This window comes from Colwellia sp. E150_009, from assembly GCF_053543955.1.
On sequence record NZ_JBHFOM010000038.1, the window covers coordinates 15801 to 33300 of the forward strand.

At 34.7% G+C, this 17500-nt stretch carries 13 protein-coding genes; 10 read left to right on the forward strand and 3 right to left on the reverse strand.

Features of this window, described 5'->3' with window-relative positions; all coding sequences use genetic code 11:
* Positions 1 to 48: 48 nt before the first annotated feature.
* Positions 49 to 321, reverse strand: a complete 273-nt coding sequence (locus ACE1OF_RS14965) for a late competence development ComFB family protein (protein WP_448895451.1) — start codon at positions 319 to 321, stop codon at positions 49 to 51.
* A gap of 79 nt (positions 322 to 400) precedes the next feature.
* Positions 401 to 1033 (reverse strand): primosomal replication protein PriC, encoded by a 633-nt coding sequence (gene priC / locus ACE1OF_RS14970; protein WP_448895452.1) that lies wholly within the window; start codon positions 1031 to 1033, stop codon positions 401 to 403.
* A 652-nt stretch (positions 1034 to 1685) separates the two neighbouring features.
* On the opposite strand from priC, the gene ACE1OF_RS14975 reads away from it, so the two are divergent.
* From ACE1OF_RS14975 to maiA, 10 genes are all read left to right on the forward strand, one after another.
* Positions 1686 to 4394: a TonB-dependent receptor plug domain-containing protein gene (locus ACE1OF_RS14975; protein ID WP_448895453.1), complete on the forward strand. Its 2709-nt coding sequence runs from the start codon at positions 1686 to 1688 to the stop codon at positions 4392 to 4394.
* Between the two features lie 186 nt (positions 4395 to 4580).
* Positions 4581 to 6380 (forward strand): putative 2OG-Fe(II) oxygenase, encoded by a 1800-nt coding sequence (locus ACE1OF_RS14980; protein ID WP_448895454.1) that lies wholly within the window; start codon positions 4581 to 4583, stop codon positions 6378 to 6380.
* Between the two features lie 42 nt (positions 6381 to 6422).
* Entirely contained in the window at positions 6423 to 8198 is a 1776-nt protein-coding gene (locus tag ACE1OF_RS14985; RefSeq protein WP_448895455.1) for a sulfotransferase, read from the forward strand.
* Positions 8199 to 8288: 90 nt separating this feature from the next.
* A complete protein-coding gene (locus ACE1OF_RS14990; RefSeq protein ID WP_448895476.1) occupies positions 8289 to 9737 on the forward strand; it encodes a YcjX family protein in 1449 nt (482 codons plus the stop codon).
* 52 nt (positions 9738 to 9789) lie between these two features.
* On the forward strand, positions 9790 to 10902 hold the full coding sequence (locus ACE1OF_RS14995; RefSeq protein ID WP_448895456.1) for a YcjF family protein: 1113 nt from the start codon (positions 9790 to 9792) through the stop codon (positions 10900 to 10902).
* A gap of 204 nt (positions 10903 to 11106) precedes the next feature.
* Positions 11107 to 11919, forward strand: coding sequence for a phenylalanine 4-monooxygenase (gene phhA, locus ACE1OF_RS15000; protein ID WP_448895457.1), 813 nt, complete (start codon positions 11107 to 11109; stop codon positions 11917 to 11919).
* A gap of 24 nt (positions 11920 to 11943) precedes the next feature.
* A complete protein-coding gene (locus tag ACE1OF_RS15005) occupies positions 11944 to 12282 on the forward strand; it encodes a 4a-hydroxytetrahydrobiopterin dehydratase (RefSeq protein ID WP_448895458.1) in 339 nt (112 codons plus the stop codon).
* Between the two features lie 142 nt (positions 12283 to 12424).
* Positions 12425 to 13987, forward strand: coding sequence for a transcriptional regulator TyrR (tyrR, locus tag ACE1OF_RS15010; protein ID WP_448895459.1), 1563 nt, complete (start codon positions 12425 to 12427; stop codon positions 13985 to 13987).
* Positions 13988 to 14322: 335 nt separating this feature from the next.
* Positions 14323 to 15309: a fumarylacetoacetate hydrolase family protein gene (locus tag ACE1OF_RS15015; RefSeq protein ID WP_448895460.1), complete on the forward strand. Its 987-nt coding sequence runs from the start codon at positions 14323 to 14325 to the stop codon at positions 15307 to 15309.
* Between the two features lie 29 nt (positions 15310 to 15338).
* Complete coding sequence (maiA, locus tag ACE1OF_RS15020) at positions 15339 to 15977, forward strand: maleylacetoacetate isomerase (protein WP_448895461.1); 639 nt, start codon at positions 15339 to 15341, stop codon at positions 15975 to 15977.
* 120 nt (positions 15978 to 16097) lie between these two features.
* On the opposite strand, the gene serA is transcribed toward maiA, so the two are convergent.
* A complete protein-coding gene (gene serA / locus ACE1OF_RS15025; protein WP_448895462.1) occupies positions 16098 to 17348 on the reverse strand; it encodes a phosphoglycerate dehydrogenase in 1251 nt (416 codons plus the stop codon).
* Between the last annotated feature and the right edge of the window lie 152 nt (positions 17349 to 17500).

Consider the following 17500-nt stretch of genomic DNA (forward strand, 5'->3'; position numbering starts at 1 on the left):
ATAACATGCTAATTTAAGTAAGTTGATAATGTTAAATTCAAAAGGGAATTAATTATTTTCTGCTCGATGTGCTCTCATAAATTCCAAGGCTTTGTCAACAGCCTTTTTTACTTTGGTTTCCATTTCAAAACGCTCAGAAGCGGGCAGATAAAAGGCCATATCAACCTCATGGCGGATATAGCGAGTAGGTAGCTGATTTAATACAATACAAATCAGATCAGCGATAAAGTCTTCATCATACTTCTCATTAAATTTAGACAAAGTAAAGTGTTGCATTACAAGTTTTTCATAATAATTATGAATATCATCAGATAGTTTCATTGTATATTTCCTAAAATTTATTTTCCTGATTTAAGGTTAACCTGTGATTTGTAAAAACGCTAATTTAATTCTACGTTAACTAATGTTTTTCAGCCATTTCGATATCACGTTCAATTGCTGATATGGCTTTTCGACAGCGACCTAAGCGTTGGTGTAAAGCAAGTACTTCGGCTGACAGCTTATCAGCTTCATGTTTTTTGCATTGTACTCGAGCAATTTCACGTTCAGCTAGCATATCCATTAATCGACGTTCAAATTCATGGTGTTCTGCTAACTTCTGATAGAGCTGATGACTATTAAGCATAATTTTTTTAGTTATCTCACTATACTTATTTGCTTGTTTGAGTTTTGCTTTTTTGATCCGCACCTTATGATTGGCGTCAAAACTTAGCTTTGCAGCTTGATGCATTACTGAATTTGAGTGTAAAGCATTTGATATAGCAGATATTTGTTGTTCTATATGTTGTAAAAGAACTTTAGAAAGTTCAACTTTATTGGCCACAACTAAGCGAGAAAATTCGGTGATTTTACGTTTTATTTCAATTATATAGGGGCTAAATTGATCACTTTGACTTGTAAAAAGTGTTGATGAAAATAAGTTATTATTCTCAATTAAACGATGTACTTTTAATTGTGTATTGTGTTCGTCAATTTGTTTGGCTTTAGCATCAAGTGTTTTTATTAATTGAGATAAACGCTCAATAGAATTCATTATTTAACCTAGTGTGGAAATAGTAAGTAAACTTAATGCTTACTATAACATTTACTTTGACTCTAACACTCGCTCATTTAACTTTTCTGATAAACATTAGCGCTATATTAGCATTTGAGCATAAATTGAAAATTTATAAAATATCATTTTTGTCACATTTTATTTACATATTTTTCATTTTTCTTTTAACTTTATGAATTTATTGTGTTATTTTTGTTTTGTTAACTTTTATTTACAATGAGGTAAAAAATGCAAAATAATAGTAACCATTTAACTAATTGTTATTAATGACTATTATTTTTTGTAAAATTTATAGGTTTAATAAAGATAAGTTTATTTTGTTTTTTTATTAAAAGTGTAGGTTAATTAAAATAAACATTATTTTTATATAAACTATATATTTTTCAATTGATTATGTTTTTATATCGTTTTCTTTATACTTTTTAAAATGTTACTGAATATGTTTAAATGTTAAAAACTTTATTGATTGGTTATAAATGGTGTTGACGCTGTGCGTTGATCCCGTTTAATATCGTAGGGGACAGATCAGGCCATATGGCTCGTTCAAAAAAGTTTACGAGGCAATATAGTCTCGAAACGGTTAAAAATAAACAAATAACAACCAATCACAAATGTGATCCAGGGAGTAAACATGTATAACAATAGCAAAGTAGCTAAAAGTATTCGCTTAGCTCTAATGATAGGTGCTGCCGCAACTGCAACTGTTTCAACGTCAGCTTTTTCTGCTGAAGAAGAAGCTGCTGAAGGAGTAGAGCGTATAGAAGTAACTGGTTCTCGTATTAAACGTACAGATCTAGAATCAGCAAGTCCAATTACTGTCTTTTCTTCGGAAGATTTAGTTAGTTCTGGTGCTGTAACGTTAGAAGAGTTTATTCAAAATGTACCAGCTATTACTGGTGCTGCTGAAGGTTCAAGTACAAATAACGGAAGCCGAGGATATGCAACTGCATCATTACGCGGGTTAGGTTCAGGTCGTACATTAGTACTAATTAATGGCCGTCGTTTTTCTTCTCAAGATTTAAATACCATTCCTGTAGCATATGTTGAACGTGTTGAAATATTACGTGATGGTGCTTCTACTGTTTATGGTTCAGATGCAATCGCCGGTGTTATTAACTTTATAACTAAAAAAGATTTTGAAGGCGTAGAAATTGTTGCTCAATATGATGAAACATCTGAGGGTGATGGCGGTACTACAGCTTTCTCTGTTACTACTGGTGCATCTAGTGAAAAAGGTAATATTGTTTTTTCACTAGGATATAACAAACGAAAAGAAATTTATCAAGGTGATCGTTCTTTTTCTGATTGTCCTATAAGTGAAAATGCAGACGGTAAATTCTGTAGTGGTTCAGGAACAATACCTTACGGTCAATTCTTCAATGATAACTATGATGGTCATGTAGTTGATCCATCAACTGGTGAAGTTCGTCCTTTTGAAGCTGAAAAAGATGCTTTTAACTACTCAACAACTTCATATTTAGTTACACCACAAGAAGTTTTCTCAATTAATGCCGCAGCAAGATATGAAATTGCTGACGATCTTACCTTTATTTCAGAAGGTGGTTTTACTAATCGTAAATCTGATCAGTTAATGGCTCCTGAAGGTACATTCTGGGCGCCAGCAGTACCTGCTGCAAACCCATATAACCCTGTTGGTGAAGAAGTTTATATTGTTCGTCGTTTACGCGAAACAGCTGGTCGTGCATTCATTCAAGATTTTTCTGATTACCGCATGGTTGTCGGTTTAGAAGGTTTATTATTTGGTGAATATTCATGGGATGTTGCATATAACTACAGCCGTTATGTTGATACTCGTTTAGATACGGGTCGTGTTAACCCTCTTCGAATTGAAACATTGCTTGATCCAGCTTTATGTGAAGCTGATGGTGCTTGTCCAGAAGTTTGGGATGTATTCCATGCTGGTACTCTTACTGATGAAATGATTGACTATGCCTTTGTTGATAACTCTCCTGTAGTTAATGGTACAACTAAACAATTAATGGCTAACATCTCTGGTGATCTTATAGATCTACCAGCAGGTACTGCTATGTTTGCTTTTGGTGTTGAAAAACGTTGGGAAGAATATAGTAGAACGCCTGATGGTGCTGCTGCATTAGGTCAAATATACTCTGTTGCTGGCGCTCCAACAGCGGGTGCGTATAACCTTGAAGAAGCATATTTAGAAATAAATGTGCCAGTGTTATCTGATTTACCAATGGTTGAATCTTTGAATATCTCTGCTGCGGCACGTTATTCAGATTTCTCAAACTTAAGTAAATCTTCAACTAATACAAAATTTGGTATTGAATGGACACCAATGAGTGGCTTATTGATTCGTGCTACTCAAGCTGATGGTTTCCGTGCTCCAAGTATTACTGAATTATATGCACCTCAACAAGAAACCAATTTAGCTTATAATGAACCATGTATTGATTGGGGCAATAGCGATAATGCTAATATACGTGCTAACTGTGCTGCAGATGGTTTACCTGAAGACTTTAATTTGTCTTCAGATCAATCAACTTCAATCACTGGCGGTAATCCAGATCTTTCTCCAGAAGAGTCAGATAGTTTTACTGCAGGTTTTGTATATACTCATGATTCAGGCTTCACTACGAGCTTAGATTACTTTGATATTGAAATTACGAATGGTGTTGGTACTGCGGGTACTAATAACGTAATTACAGCGTGTTATGAAAGTGCTAATTTCTCAGATCCTTTATGTGAATTCATGAAAGGTGCTGCAATCACTGAAGATACACCTCATTCAACAGCTCCAAACCGTTCTGTATTAGGTTCTATTTCTGGTGTGTTATTAACCAACGCCAACTTAGGTCAATTCAATACTTCAGGTTTTGACTTTGATATGGCACAAAGCTTTGATGTTACTGGTGGTACTTTACGTGTAGCTTTAAATGGTACTTATTTAAATGAATATACGTACACTCCTTTACCAGGTTCACCAGAAGTTAGCTTAGCGGGTAAATTTGGTGAAGATCAATGGGAAAATAACTATGCAACATTTTCTCGCATCCGTGCTAATTTGACTGTTGGCTATTCTACAGATGACTGGTCAGTTAATTGGGTATCACATTACCAATCAGCTACAGATGATTTAGCAGCAGATGATGGTAATTTAGATAATGTTGCGGATTCTGTATGGTATCATGACATTCAAGGTAGCTATTATTTAGAAAACTACACATTTACATTAGGTGCACGTAATGCAACTGATATAGATGCTCCTTATACAACTAACAACCAAGATTCAAATACGATCCCTGCATCGTATGATACAGCTGGTCGTTTCATGTATGCTAAAGTAGCAGTTAAATTCTAATTTGACTTAAACTTAAAAAAACCAGCCTTTGGGCTGGTTTTTTTGTCTGGTGAATTTGACAAACGTGTAGACAAAGTAAGGTAGATAAAACTCACTGCATTGCAGTTGCTCATCTGTAGGCATTTGTTATACTCAACAAAAGTTCTTACTATGATAGTATGTTATTGATTTTTGAGGAAAGTTGACATGCAAAAAATTGTCAAAGATATTAATCAATGTATAAATTTATATTCAAGTCAACGTTACCAAGATGTAGTAAATAAACTTCCTCTGTTATTGAATCAAATTCCGTATAATGGGCAACTTATTTATATACTTGCTATGTCTGAGAGGTTCATTGGAAACAATGAAAGAGCCGAGCATTATTTTCAGCTATTATTAGATAAAGAGCCCAATAATTGTGCATATTTATGTGGCTATGCCAACTTTTTTATTGCAATAAAAAAGTATGCACGAGCACAGCCATTATTAGAAAAAGCATTACAAATTAACGGTAAATATTTTGATGCTAATTATAACTTTGCTCGATTATTATCGTTAAAAAAAGAGTTTGAGTATGCATTTAAATATTACCAACAGGCCTCATTGCTTAACCCTCAACATCAATCGACTACCGTTGGTTTAGCCGATTGTCAGCATAAACTGCATAAAACCAATGAGGCAATCAACACTTGTTTAACATTTATTAAACGTAATCAGGCGAATAAGCAAGTGAGGCATAAACTTGCTTTGTTATATAAAGAACTGAATGACGTGACCCTATCCGTTAACGCTTTCAAAGAACTACTCGCATTATTTCCTGAAGATTTTGATCTTTTAAAATCTTATGCGCTTTCATCAGCTTCTTTCGGTTTATTTGAAGAATCTAAAGCGCTATTAAGTCGACTTTTAAATGAACACCCCAATGATTTTGAGTTACATGAATGTTATTTTTATCTACTTTGGAATCAAGAAAGACTAGGGTATTTCACTTACTATGAAAAATATTATAAAAGTATAACTAATGTGGATATACTTTACTCATTTTGTAAAAAACTGATCAAAGAAGATTTATTGGCACAAGCTCTAGAAGTGATTGAATATGGTTTTAAATTAAATATTAAAATTGAAAATGCCTACTTGATAAAGGGTCATATACTTAGAGAATTAGGGGATTTTGAACAATCACTTCACGTTTTATCTGAAGGAAAACAACGTTTTCCAGAACATACCGATTTAATTTATGAATTGGTGATAACTTACCTGTGTTTAAAGCAATATGACAACGCCTTGATGTATGCTAAAAAAATGACAGAAAACTCCCCTTGGCATCAAGGTTGTTGGGCATTGTATGCAAGCACACTACGTTTTAGTGGTAATAAAGAAGAATATCATAAGCTTTATAACTATGATGATTTTGTAAAAATATACTCGGTTCCACCACCTAAACGTTATAAAAATGTACAAGAATATAATGCGGAGCTTCTCGATGAATTAGAAAAATATCATAAAAATAAGCGTTATCCAATAGAGCAATCAGTGAGAAATGGTCGACAGACACCCAATCATTTATTTGCTAATGCATCACCATTCATTAAAGAATTTGAACATTCATTAACGTCAGTTATTGATGAACATGTAAAAACATTAAATAAAATGGAAGGTCATCCTTTACTAGCCCATGTAAATAATCATTATTTTTATTCTGGAGCATGGTCTATCGATATGAAAGGTAAAGGTTTTCATAAGAATCATTATCATCATAAAGGCTGGGTAAGTGGGCCTTATTATGTTGTTGTACCCGATGCCGTGAATGCTGATGGGGAAGGATGGTTAAAGGTAGGGCAGGCAGAGTTGAGCCGTTGGTTAAAACAAGAAGCAGATTATTATATTAAGCCAACCGAGGGAGATGTTATTTTATTTCCTTCATACATGTGGCATGGTACGGTTCCGCTTACTAAAAATCAGCAAAGAGTGACCATTGCGTTCGACGTGACCCCTCAATAAGCTTTACAGCTAATAAAAAGAAATGATAAATGGATGTGTTTGATGAACTTTAATCCGAAAATACTAATGGATCGTATTGTTAAACTTTATACGGCTAATCAACTAGATAAAGCCTTAAAAGAAATACAACCTATGTTACAAGCTTTTCCTGAGCATGCGGCAGTAAATCATCTATATGCTTGTATACTTAAATCAAATAATGATTACTTGGCTGCAATCAAATATTTTAAAAAATCACTTGTAGTTAATTCAAAAAACATCAATGCTTTAAATGATTTAGGTTGCTTATATCAAGACATGGAAAAATATGATGCAGCAGTGAATTGTTTTGAAAAGGTATTAGCAATTGAAACTGATAATCCTCTTGCATTAATGAACTTGGGTAATGTATATCATAAACTGCAACGTAATATTTTAGCAATAGAGTATTTGCGTAAAGGAATTAATGCTCAAACAAGCAATGCTATGGCGCATTTTTCATTAGGGAATGTGTATAAAAGTAACAAGCAAATTGAATTAGCTATATTAAGTTATAAAGAGTCCATAGCGCTTAATCCTAAAAATTATAAAGTATATTATAACTTAGCACTAACGTTGAAAGATGTTGGGCGCTTAGGCTCATCATTAAGTTATTGTAAGCAGGCTATTGAATTAAAACCAGATTATGCCGTTGCTGTTATGCTAATGGGAGAGCTGAATGAGTATAATGGCAATATAGATGATGCGATTACTTGCTACCGTCAATCTTTACAGTTAGCCCCATCATTTACTGAAGCGTATTGGAGTTTAGCTAACCTTGGTTTTAATAATCTAACCTCGTTAGATCTGGAAAAAATGAAAGCTTTCGATTTTAGTGAGTTAAAAGATAAATCAAAAATATACTTGTCTTTTGCTATAGCGAAAGTCTTAGAAGAAAAGAATGATTTTACACAGGCTTTTCATTACTTAAAACAAGGAAATGATTTAAAAAGAAAGCAAATTAACTATCAAGAAAATAAAACGTTTTCGTTATTTCATGATTTAAAAACTGTATTTAACCATAAATTACTATCCAACCGCTTGACTTTACAAAATGATAATATTTCTCCTGTTTTTATCATAGGTATGCCTCGCTCGGGCACAAGTTTAGTAGAGCAGATTTTAGATTGTCATAGCAGTATTTCTGGTGGTGGTGAGTTAGAAACATCGTTACAATTATTGTTTGAAGAACTGCCTAAGATGACAAAAGTGAGTTGGCAAAAAAGTATTGATATTTTAGAACCAGACATGATAGAAAATTTAAGAAATATCTACATTAACAAGCATGCCAGCTTAATAAATAAAACGTTATATTTTACCGACAAACTCCCCTTTAATTTTGCCCTTGTTGGTTTTTTAATGTTAATTTTTCCAAAAGCAAAATTTATTCATATATATAAGCACCCTTTAGACTCTTGTTTAAGTTGTTACAAACAATTTTTCACGGGTGGGCAGGAGTATAGTTATAATCTTAGTGAACTAGGGGCATATTACAAAGAATATGTAAAAATGATGGAACATTGGAAAGCGATTGATTCGGAAAATATATTATCTATGAGCTACGAGAGTTTAGTTCAATCACCTAAAAAAAACATCTTAGCCCTGTTAACATTTTTAGACCTTCCATGGCAAGATAGTTGTTTAGCATTCCAAAACAGCAAAAGAGTTGTTAAAACGGCTAGTTCAGGGCAGGTTAGGCAAGGATTTAATAGTGGTTCAGTTAACCGTTGGAAAAATTATGAAAGAGAGCTACAACCGTTAATGCATATTTTATCTGAAGATGATATCCGTTGTAGCTAATAGTTGTACTTAATATTAGGCCAAAATTAAAAACTGTTTTATCTACAGACATATTTTACAATAAAAGAATAACTTTTAGGGAGTAGCTTTATCAAGCGATTAGATAAATTAAAAAATAAAGCCAGTGAAATACTCAATCGTACGCTTGATCAGCATATCAACTTAGCGGTTACTGGCCTAAGTCGAAGTGGAAAAACTGCTTTTATCACCTCCTTAGTGAATCAATTAATAACTGAAGGTAATGGTAGTAAGTTAAGCTTTTTTGATCCCGTTCACAATGGTCATTTTATTGCAGCAAAAAGGGTGCCTCAGAAAAATTTATCAATTCCCCGTTTCGATTATGACAAAGCGATAACGTCATTAACCAATGAGCCGCCATCATGGCCAGAGCCTACACACGGTATAAGTGAATTACGCCTTGCTATTCGTTACCAGCCGCAAAAGTCCTTGTTAAAGTATACTGCGGATATGGCAACATTAACGCTTGATATTACTGATTATCCAGGAGAATGGCTACTTGACTTGCCCATGCTTAAACAAACCTATGAACAATGGTCTGAGCAAACACAAGCATTATTAACTACATCACCACGTAGTAAGTATGCTCAATGTTTTTTAGACAAAGTGGCTAATTTAGATCCTTTTGCTGTGGCAGATGAAGAATTATTAGCACAATTAGCTCTGGAATATACAGAGTTATTACATACCTTTCGTTATCAATTAGGACTTAGTGTTATCCAGCCCGGTCGTTTTATATTACCTGCTGAATTAGCTGGCGCACCTATTTTAGAATTTTTTCCTTTTCCTAACTTAACAAATATTGATGGTAATGAATATCAAAATGCAAATGATGATAGTTTTATTGGCATGTTGAGAGCTCGCTTTATTGAATATAAAGAAGAAGTGGTGAAAAAGTTCTATCATCAACATTTTATGCGTTTTGATAGACAAATTGTTTTAGCTGATTGTTTAACTCCCCTCAATGCTTGTTCTGATAACAGCGGTCCTGAGAGTTTTGATGATTTACAATTAGCAATAGATATGATTTTAGAGAGCTACAGTTATGGTAAATCAGGTTTGTTCTCACGATTATTTTCACCCAAAATAGATAAGTTACTTTTTGCTGCAACCAAGGCTGATCATGTAACGGCAGAACAACATGCCCCCATGGTTTCTTTATTGAATCAGTTAATTTATCAAAGTAAGCATAAGATTAACTTTGAAGCCATCGAAATGAAAACTCTCGCGATAGCGTCAGTAAAAAGCACTACCTCTGGAAAGAGTTTTCATAACGGTCAACAAGTGTCTGTTATTCAAGGGCACAGATTAAAAAGCACCTTAGACAAAGAGGTTGTAGAGAAAATCACTTTATTTCCTGGATCTGTACCAGAGAAATTGCCCAAAAAAGAATTTTGGCAAGAAAGCGCGTTTAACTTTATTAATTTTTCCCCTATGAGTGGTATGACAAAGCATGAAGCTTTACCTCATATTCGCATGGATCAAGTATTACAATTTTTGTTGGCAGATAAAATGATATAAACCAAAAATTGAAACGACAATAACCAGTTCAAAGGAAATTACTTCAAAGAATATGACCTCAAACAAACATAAAATTGATAAAAAAGAGCACAAACAACAAGTGCTATTTGCAGAAAATGAATTACCAGACGAGCAGCCTACACAAGTGTTTGAGGTAAGCAAAGAGGGTAAGCAGGTCATTTTTGATAATAATGATTATCTACCCATTGATGAGCAAACAGAATTACCTTCTGTGCTGCAAGAGCAAATACAAGCAGATAGCGTAGTTGACATTAAAAAACGCAGCCCACGATGGTTATGGCGTATTGTGTTGGCGTTATTCGCTGTTCTTATTGGCGTTGAAATGTTTGACTTTTTTGTTACTGGTTTTACTCAGTCACCCATTATCACCACGATTTATGCCATTATTTTAGCTTGTTTAACTATACTAGCTTCTTCAAGTTTATTAAGTGAATGGTCAACATTAAGACAATTTAAGCGTAGAGAAAAATTAAAGCAACAAACAAGTGAAGTGTTATTTAATAATGACACTTCTGCAATTAATGGTAACAAGGAGCTAAATGTAGAATGTTTTTGTCAAAAAATCACTGATAACTTACCTTGTGATCTTAGTTTTGAAAAAGAAAGTGAGCAAGCACAAGCTTGGCAAGACGCGTTAAATAGCTCATATTCTAATCAAGAATTACTTCAGCTTTATTCACGTATAGTACTCTCAAAAGTTGACGAGAAAGCCATGGCTGAAATAGCCAAATTTTCAACTGAGGCTGTTGTACTGGTTTCTCTAAGCCCCGTTGCTATCATCGATATGCTCATCATATTATGGCGTAATTTACGAATGATAAATAAAGTGGCGGGTTTGTACGGATTAAAGTTAGGTTATTGGAGTCGTATTAAGTTAATCAAACAAGTTTTTGTTAATATGGTTTATGCAGGAGCCAGTGAATTGATTGCTGATTTCGGAGCAGATATGATTGGCGCAGATTTACTTGGAAAGCTTTCTGGACGCTTAGCACAAGGTTTAGGTGCTGGTATGTTAACTGCACGTTTAGGCGTTAAAACTATGCAATTATGCCGACCTATTCCGTTTGAGGATAAACCCAAGCTTGGTCATGTTCGCAAAGAGATGCTGAAAACAATTAAAAACCTCATTAGTAGAACAAGCTAAAATAGCGTTGTTTTTTGAATAAACGCAGCAAAATTGAAATCCTGCGTCATTAAAGACGTGCACTTGTCTTGTAACTATTATTTTACAGAATTCACAGTAGGCTGTTTTTTATCCTATAAGCATGACTTCCTTTTCATTAACTTATGATCTTAATATAAAGATAGCTAAAGGGGATTCCCGAACTTTATATAATAGGTTGTAGTTATGTCAAAAGGCACCAAGTATGTTTCCAAGCATGCAGATGAAAATGGTATAATTCATTGGTCTGAACAAGAAAATAAAACATGGAATACGCTGATATCTCGTCAGCTTTCACATATACACAACAAAGCTTGTGATGAATATTTTGATGGATTAGAACGGTTACAATTACCTACTGACCGCATTCCACAGCTTGGCGATGTCTCCAAAGTATTGCAAGCGACAACAGGTTGGCAGTGTTATCCTGTTCCCGCCCTTATTGGCTTTGGTGAGTTTTTTAAATTGTTGTCAGAAAAAAAATTTCCTGTAGCAACTTTTATTCGTAGCCAAGAAGAATTAGATTATTTACAAGAGCCTGATATATTTCATGAAATATTTGGTCACTGCCCACTATTAACCAATCCTTCATTTGCTAATTACACCCAAGCCTATGGAAAAATGGGGTTGAATGCAACCAAAGAACAACGGGTATTTTTAGCTCGCTTATATTGGTTTACTATTGAATTTGGCTTACTTGATACACCCCAAGGGCTGAGAATTTATGGTGGTGGCATATTATCTTCTCCCAGTGAGACTGAATATGCATTAACCGATAATAGTGTTGAGCGAAAACCTTTAAATAAAGCCAATGTTATTGATGTGCTCAGAACGCCGTATCGCATTGATATTATGCAACCTGTTTACTTCATGCTGAATAAAGTGAGTGATTTAGACAGTATAAGAGAACTCACTGTAGAAGACATTATGGCACTAGTTGAAGAAGCTAGAAGACTTGGTTTATTTGATGCTAGATTTCCACCTAAAAAGATTGCGTAAGTTAACCCTAATTAAGGAATACAAATGAATAAAGAATTATCAACACAACAATGTGAAGCATGTCATGTGGATGCACCCAAAATAAGTGGTGATGAATTGAAACAACTTATAAGACAAATTCCTGATTGGGTACCAGAAGTACGTAATAACGTAATGATGCTAGAGCGTGAATACACATTTAAAAATTATAAACTAGCATGGGCATTTGCTAATAAAGTAAGCGAGCTTGCAGAAGCTGAATTTCACCACCCTTCCATTTTGCTTGAATGGGGTAAAGTAACTGTTACATGGTGGACACATGCTATTGGCGGTTTACATAAAAATGACTTTATATGCGCAGCAAAAACAGATCAACTAATGTGATGTATTAGCCATAACTGTGCTAACTCGTTTACGCTTTTTACAGTGATATTATAAAAAGCCTTAATAATATCGCTTATTAAGGCTTTTTTATTGTAAAAATTAGTTTACAATGTTTTCTTTGATCTTTTAAAGGGTTGTTTACATGCGTTTGGAAATTACGTGTCATGACCGTGTTGGTATGGGACAAAAAGTTTTAGGTATCTTTGTTGAACATGAGATCAATGTTCGCGGAATTGAGTTAAAAGAGCAGGGAAGAATATTTATTAATATCCCCGACCTCGATTTTTCAGATTTACAAACTTTTATGCCTCAATTACGTTTGTTAGAAGGGGTAGGTGATGTAAGAACAGCTCCTTATATGCCATCAGAGCGTGAACAAAATGAACTTATTACGTTAATTAAAACTTTTCCTGACCCTTTTATTTCACTTGATTCCAAAGGTAATATTCGTATTGTAAACAATATTGCTGCCAGTATTATGAAAAGTAGCGATGAAGAAATTAAAGGACAACCCATTAGTAATTGGTTAAAAGGTTTTAATTTTACTCGCTGGTTAGATGGTAATGATGTTTTAGCACAAACCCGCCGCTTAAAGTTTCAAAATGAAGATTTTGTCGCTGATATTATGCCGATTCATGTTGCTAATGAAAGCAGCACGGATAATAAAAATAAAATATTAGCTGGTGCCGTGTTAATTCTAAAATCTGAGGCTCGTTTAGGGCAACAGATTAATGCATTCAAGCAGCCTAATGAAAACACTTTCTCAGGTATTCAGGCAAGTAGTACAAGTATGAGAAAAGTGATTAGAGAAGCTAAACGGATGTCTCAACTTGATTCCTCTATTTTAATTATTGGTGAAACAGGTACAGGTAAAGAGTTATTAGCAAGAGCCTGCCATGCCGCTAGTGAACGTGCTGAACAGCCTTTTATGACACTCAATTGTGCGGCTTTACCAGATGATGTAGCCGAATCTGAATTGTTTGGTGTCGGTGAAAAAGATCAAGAAAAAAGCAAACGTGGTATTTTTGAACTTGCTGATGGCGGTAGTGTTTTTCTTGATGAAGTAGGAGAAATGTCAACTAAACTGCAGAGTAAATTATTACGAGTTATTCAAAACGGAAGCTTTAGACGAGTGAATTCAGAACAAGAAGTGACCGTCAATGTTCGTATTATTAGCTCAACAAATAAAGATTTACTTCATTTAGTCTCCATAGGCGAGTTTAGAGAAGACCTGTATTATCGATTAAATGTTTTTGGCTTGAATATTCCGCCTTTAAGAGAACGCCGTAGTGATATTTTGCCGCTAACAGAGTTTTTTATTTCGCATGCAGGGCAACAAATTGGACGAGTTAATTTAAAACTAACAGATGAATGCCGTGATTTTATTGAACATTATCCGTGGCCTGGTAATGTTAGGCAGTTAGAAAATGTGTTAACCAGAGCTACTTCTTTACTTGAAGGTGAAGAAATTGAGGTGAGTCATTTACAGCTACCTGCTTATACACGTGAACATGGTTACTTAGAACAAGAGTTTGAAGGCACTCTTGATGCCGCAGTGAAAAACTTTGAAGCAGATTTGTTACGTAAACTTTACCCCGCATATCCAAGTACAAGACAGTTAGCTAAAAAGTTGGGCTTGAGCCATACCGCTATTGCTAACAAGCTACGTGAATATGATATAAATAAGAAAACCGTTAAAATATAGTAAATATTAGAGTCATAAATATTGGGATCAGGTTTAACTATTCTTTGAAAATACAATTTAATTCTGCCTAATTTAGTTTTGACTATACGGAATATTCATTGTTAGGCAGGCTCACATCTACTGATGATCAGGTAAAGTGAAATTATTTCCTCCAAGGAATTCATGGCGGTTTAGTTTAATGTAAACTTTTTTGTATCGCTTAAAGTGGAAAAAAACATGTAAAGAATTTTTGCCATCATTTACTTGGCTCTATTTTGTATTTGCTTGTCGCTTTTAGATAAATACTCGTAGAATTAGCTTTCTATATTAGTCTTGTTTTTACGAGAAGGTTTTACATGAAATTAGCTACCCTTAAAAATAACACCCGTGACGGACAATTAGTGGTTGTTAGTCGAAATCTTGATAAAGCGGTTACTGTGGCTGACATAGCGCCTACTTTACAAAGCGCATTGGATAACTGGCCTGAAACATCACCTCAATTGGCGTGTATCTATCAGGCATTAAATAATGGTGAAATGCCTAATGCTATCGATTTTGACCAAGCAGCTTGCGAATCACCTTTGCCTAGAGCTTATCAATGGGCAGATGGTAGTGCCTATGTAAACCATGTTGAACTAGTGCGCAAAGCTCGAAATGCAGAAATGCCAGAAACATTTTGGACAGATCCTTTAATGTACCAAGGTGGGTCTGATGCATTTATTGGTCCTCGTGATGATATTTATGTCGCTTGTGAAAGTTATGGTATTGATTTTGAGTCAGAAGTTGCCGTAGTGACTGATGACGTACCGATGGGGGTTTCAGCTGAACAAGCGGTGGAACATATTAAATTACTGATGTTAGTTAATGATGTTTCTTTACGTAATTTAATACCTGGAGAATTAGCAAAAGGATTTGGCTTTTTTAGCGCTAAGCCATCAAGTGCTTTTTCTCCAGTTGCTATCACACCTGATGAATTAGGTACTGCTTGGGATGGCGCTAAATTGCACTTACCGCTCACTACACATTTTAACCATACGTTATTTGGCCAACCAAGTTGTGGTGTCGATATGACGTTTGACTTTCCAACTATTGTTGCACATGCAGCAAAAACACGCCCATTATCAGCGGGTTGTATTGTTGGATCTGGTACTATTTCAAATTATGACCGTTCAGCTGGTTCAAGCTGTTTAGCAGAAAAACGCATGCTAGAAACGATAGCAGAGGGTAAACCTAGCACTGAGTTCATGAAATTTGGTGATCATGTTCGCATTGAAATGTTTGACGATAATGGTAATAGCATCTTTGGGGCTATTGACCAAAAAGTTGTTGAATACAAGGCTTAAAAGATCCATTGTAAAGCGTGGAGAATACTATGAAACTTTATGGATATTGGCGATCAACTGCTGCTTATCGGGTACGAATAGCATTACACTTAAAAGGCATTGTATTTGAGTCTATTCCTGTACATTTAGTGAGGAATGGTGGGGAACAACATAATAATAATTATGCGACCGTCAACCCGAATCAATTAGTGCCTACCTTGGTTGATGGTGATTTTTCTCTACATCAATCTTTAGCGATAATCGATTATTTAGAATCAAGCCAGCAGGGGTTATCATTATATCCCGATTGTAGTAAAGCAAAGGCGAAAGTTCAGGCATTGTCACTAGATATTGCCTGTGAAATTCATCCTTTAAATAATTTGCGTGTTCAACAATATCTTGCGGCAGAGTTAAAAATAACGAATGAAGCAAAAACCCACTGGATAAATCATTGGATGCAAATAGGTTTTAATGCCATTGAAAAACAATTAGTGCGAACCGCTGGGTGTTATTGTTTTAAAGATCAAATAACGGTTGCAGATATATGCTTAGTTGCGCAGGTTTACAATGCAAAGCGCTTCAATGTAGATATGAGTTGTTATCCCTATATTAATCGCGTTGTTGATAACTGTAATAAACTTGAAGCTTTTCAACTTGCTTTACCTGAAAATCAGCCCGATGTGGAATAATACTTTATATAGTATTATGTAATTAAATAGAAAAGTGTATAGAAATGAAAACGAGTTTCGAGAACAGTTAACTATTCGCTAATTGATTTCGTCACTCGCTTTTATATGAGTCAAAAGAAATTAATGCAATACTCTCGCTTTAATTGTTCCATCTATCGCTTTTAATGCTTTTAATGCTTGAGCACTATCAGAAGATTCAATATCAATAACTACATAACCAATTTGTGAATCAGTTTGTAAATATTGTGCTGCAATATTGATATTATTTTTTGCAAAAGCTTGGTTGATGCTGGTGAGCACACCAGGTTGATTACGGTGAATATGTAATAATCGGCTAGTTCCCGTTTCTCCTGGTAATCTATGCTCAGGTAACGAAACTTCTGGGAAATTAACAGCAGATAAACTTGAACCATTATCTGAGTATTTAGCCAATTTACTTGCTACTTCTAAACCAATATTTTCTTGTGCTTCTTTTGTACTACCGCCAATGTGTGGAGTCAAAATAACATTATCAAACTCACGTAATGGAGAGACAAACTCTTCCTGATTGCCTTTAGGCTCAACAGGGAATACATCAATTGCCGCACCTGCTACTTTCTTATCTGACAAGGCTTGTGCAAGGTCATCAATATCGACAACAGTGCCTCGAGAAGCATTAATAAAAATAGCACCTGTTTTCATTGCTGCAAATTGTTCAGCACCAAACATATCTTTTGTTTGTGGTGTTTCAGGGACATGTAAACTAACCACATCAGATTCAGCTAGCAGCGCATCTAAAGAAGGGGCTTGGCTAGCATTACCTAAAGGTAGTTTTGTTTCTATATCATAAAAGCGAACACGCATACCCAACGTTTCTGCTAAAATGCCAAGTTGAGTACCAATGTGTCCGTAACCAATAATACCTAAGGTTTTACCTCGGGCTTCAAATGAACCTGCCGCTGATTTTAACCATACACCGCGATGTGCTTTTGCACTTTTTTCTGGAATACCACGTAACAACAATAGTGTTTCGCCTAATACTAATTCAGCAACAGAACGTGTATTAGAAAATGGGGCATTAAATACAGGAATACCAAGTTTTTGAGCTGCTTTGATATCAACTTGGTTTGTGCCAATACAAAAACAACCAATGGCAACTAATTTTTTAGCATGGCTTAATACTTCTTCTGTTAATTGAGTGCGCGAGCGAAGACCGATAAAGTGTACATCAGCTATTTTTTCAATCAAATCATCGTTAGAAAGTGATGTTTTAATATACTCAATATTTGTATAACCTTTTGCTTCTAGTTCATCAAGCGCACTTTGATGGACCCCTTCAAGTAAAAGAATTTTGATCTTGTTTTTTGCTAATGAATTTTTGTTTGTTGTCATGTGAATGGCTTCGCTTATTTAAGTTGGTATTATATTGTTAATAAAAATTTAAGTTAAATAAAAGTCAGCTAAATAGAAACGTTTAGATGGCTAGATATCTATAATTGAGATAAAGATACCATATAGTGTATAAACTCTAAAGCAAATATTTA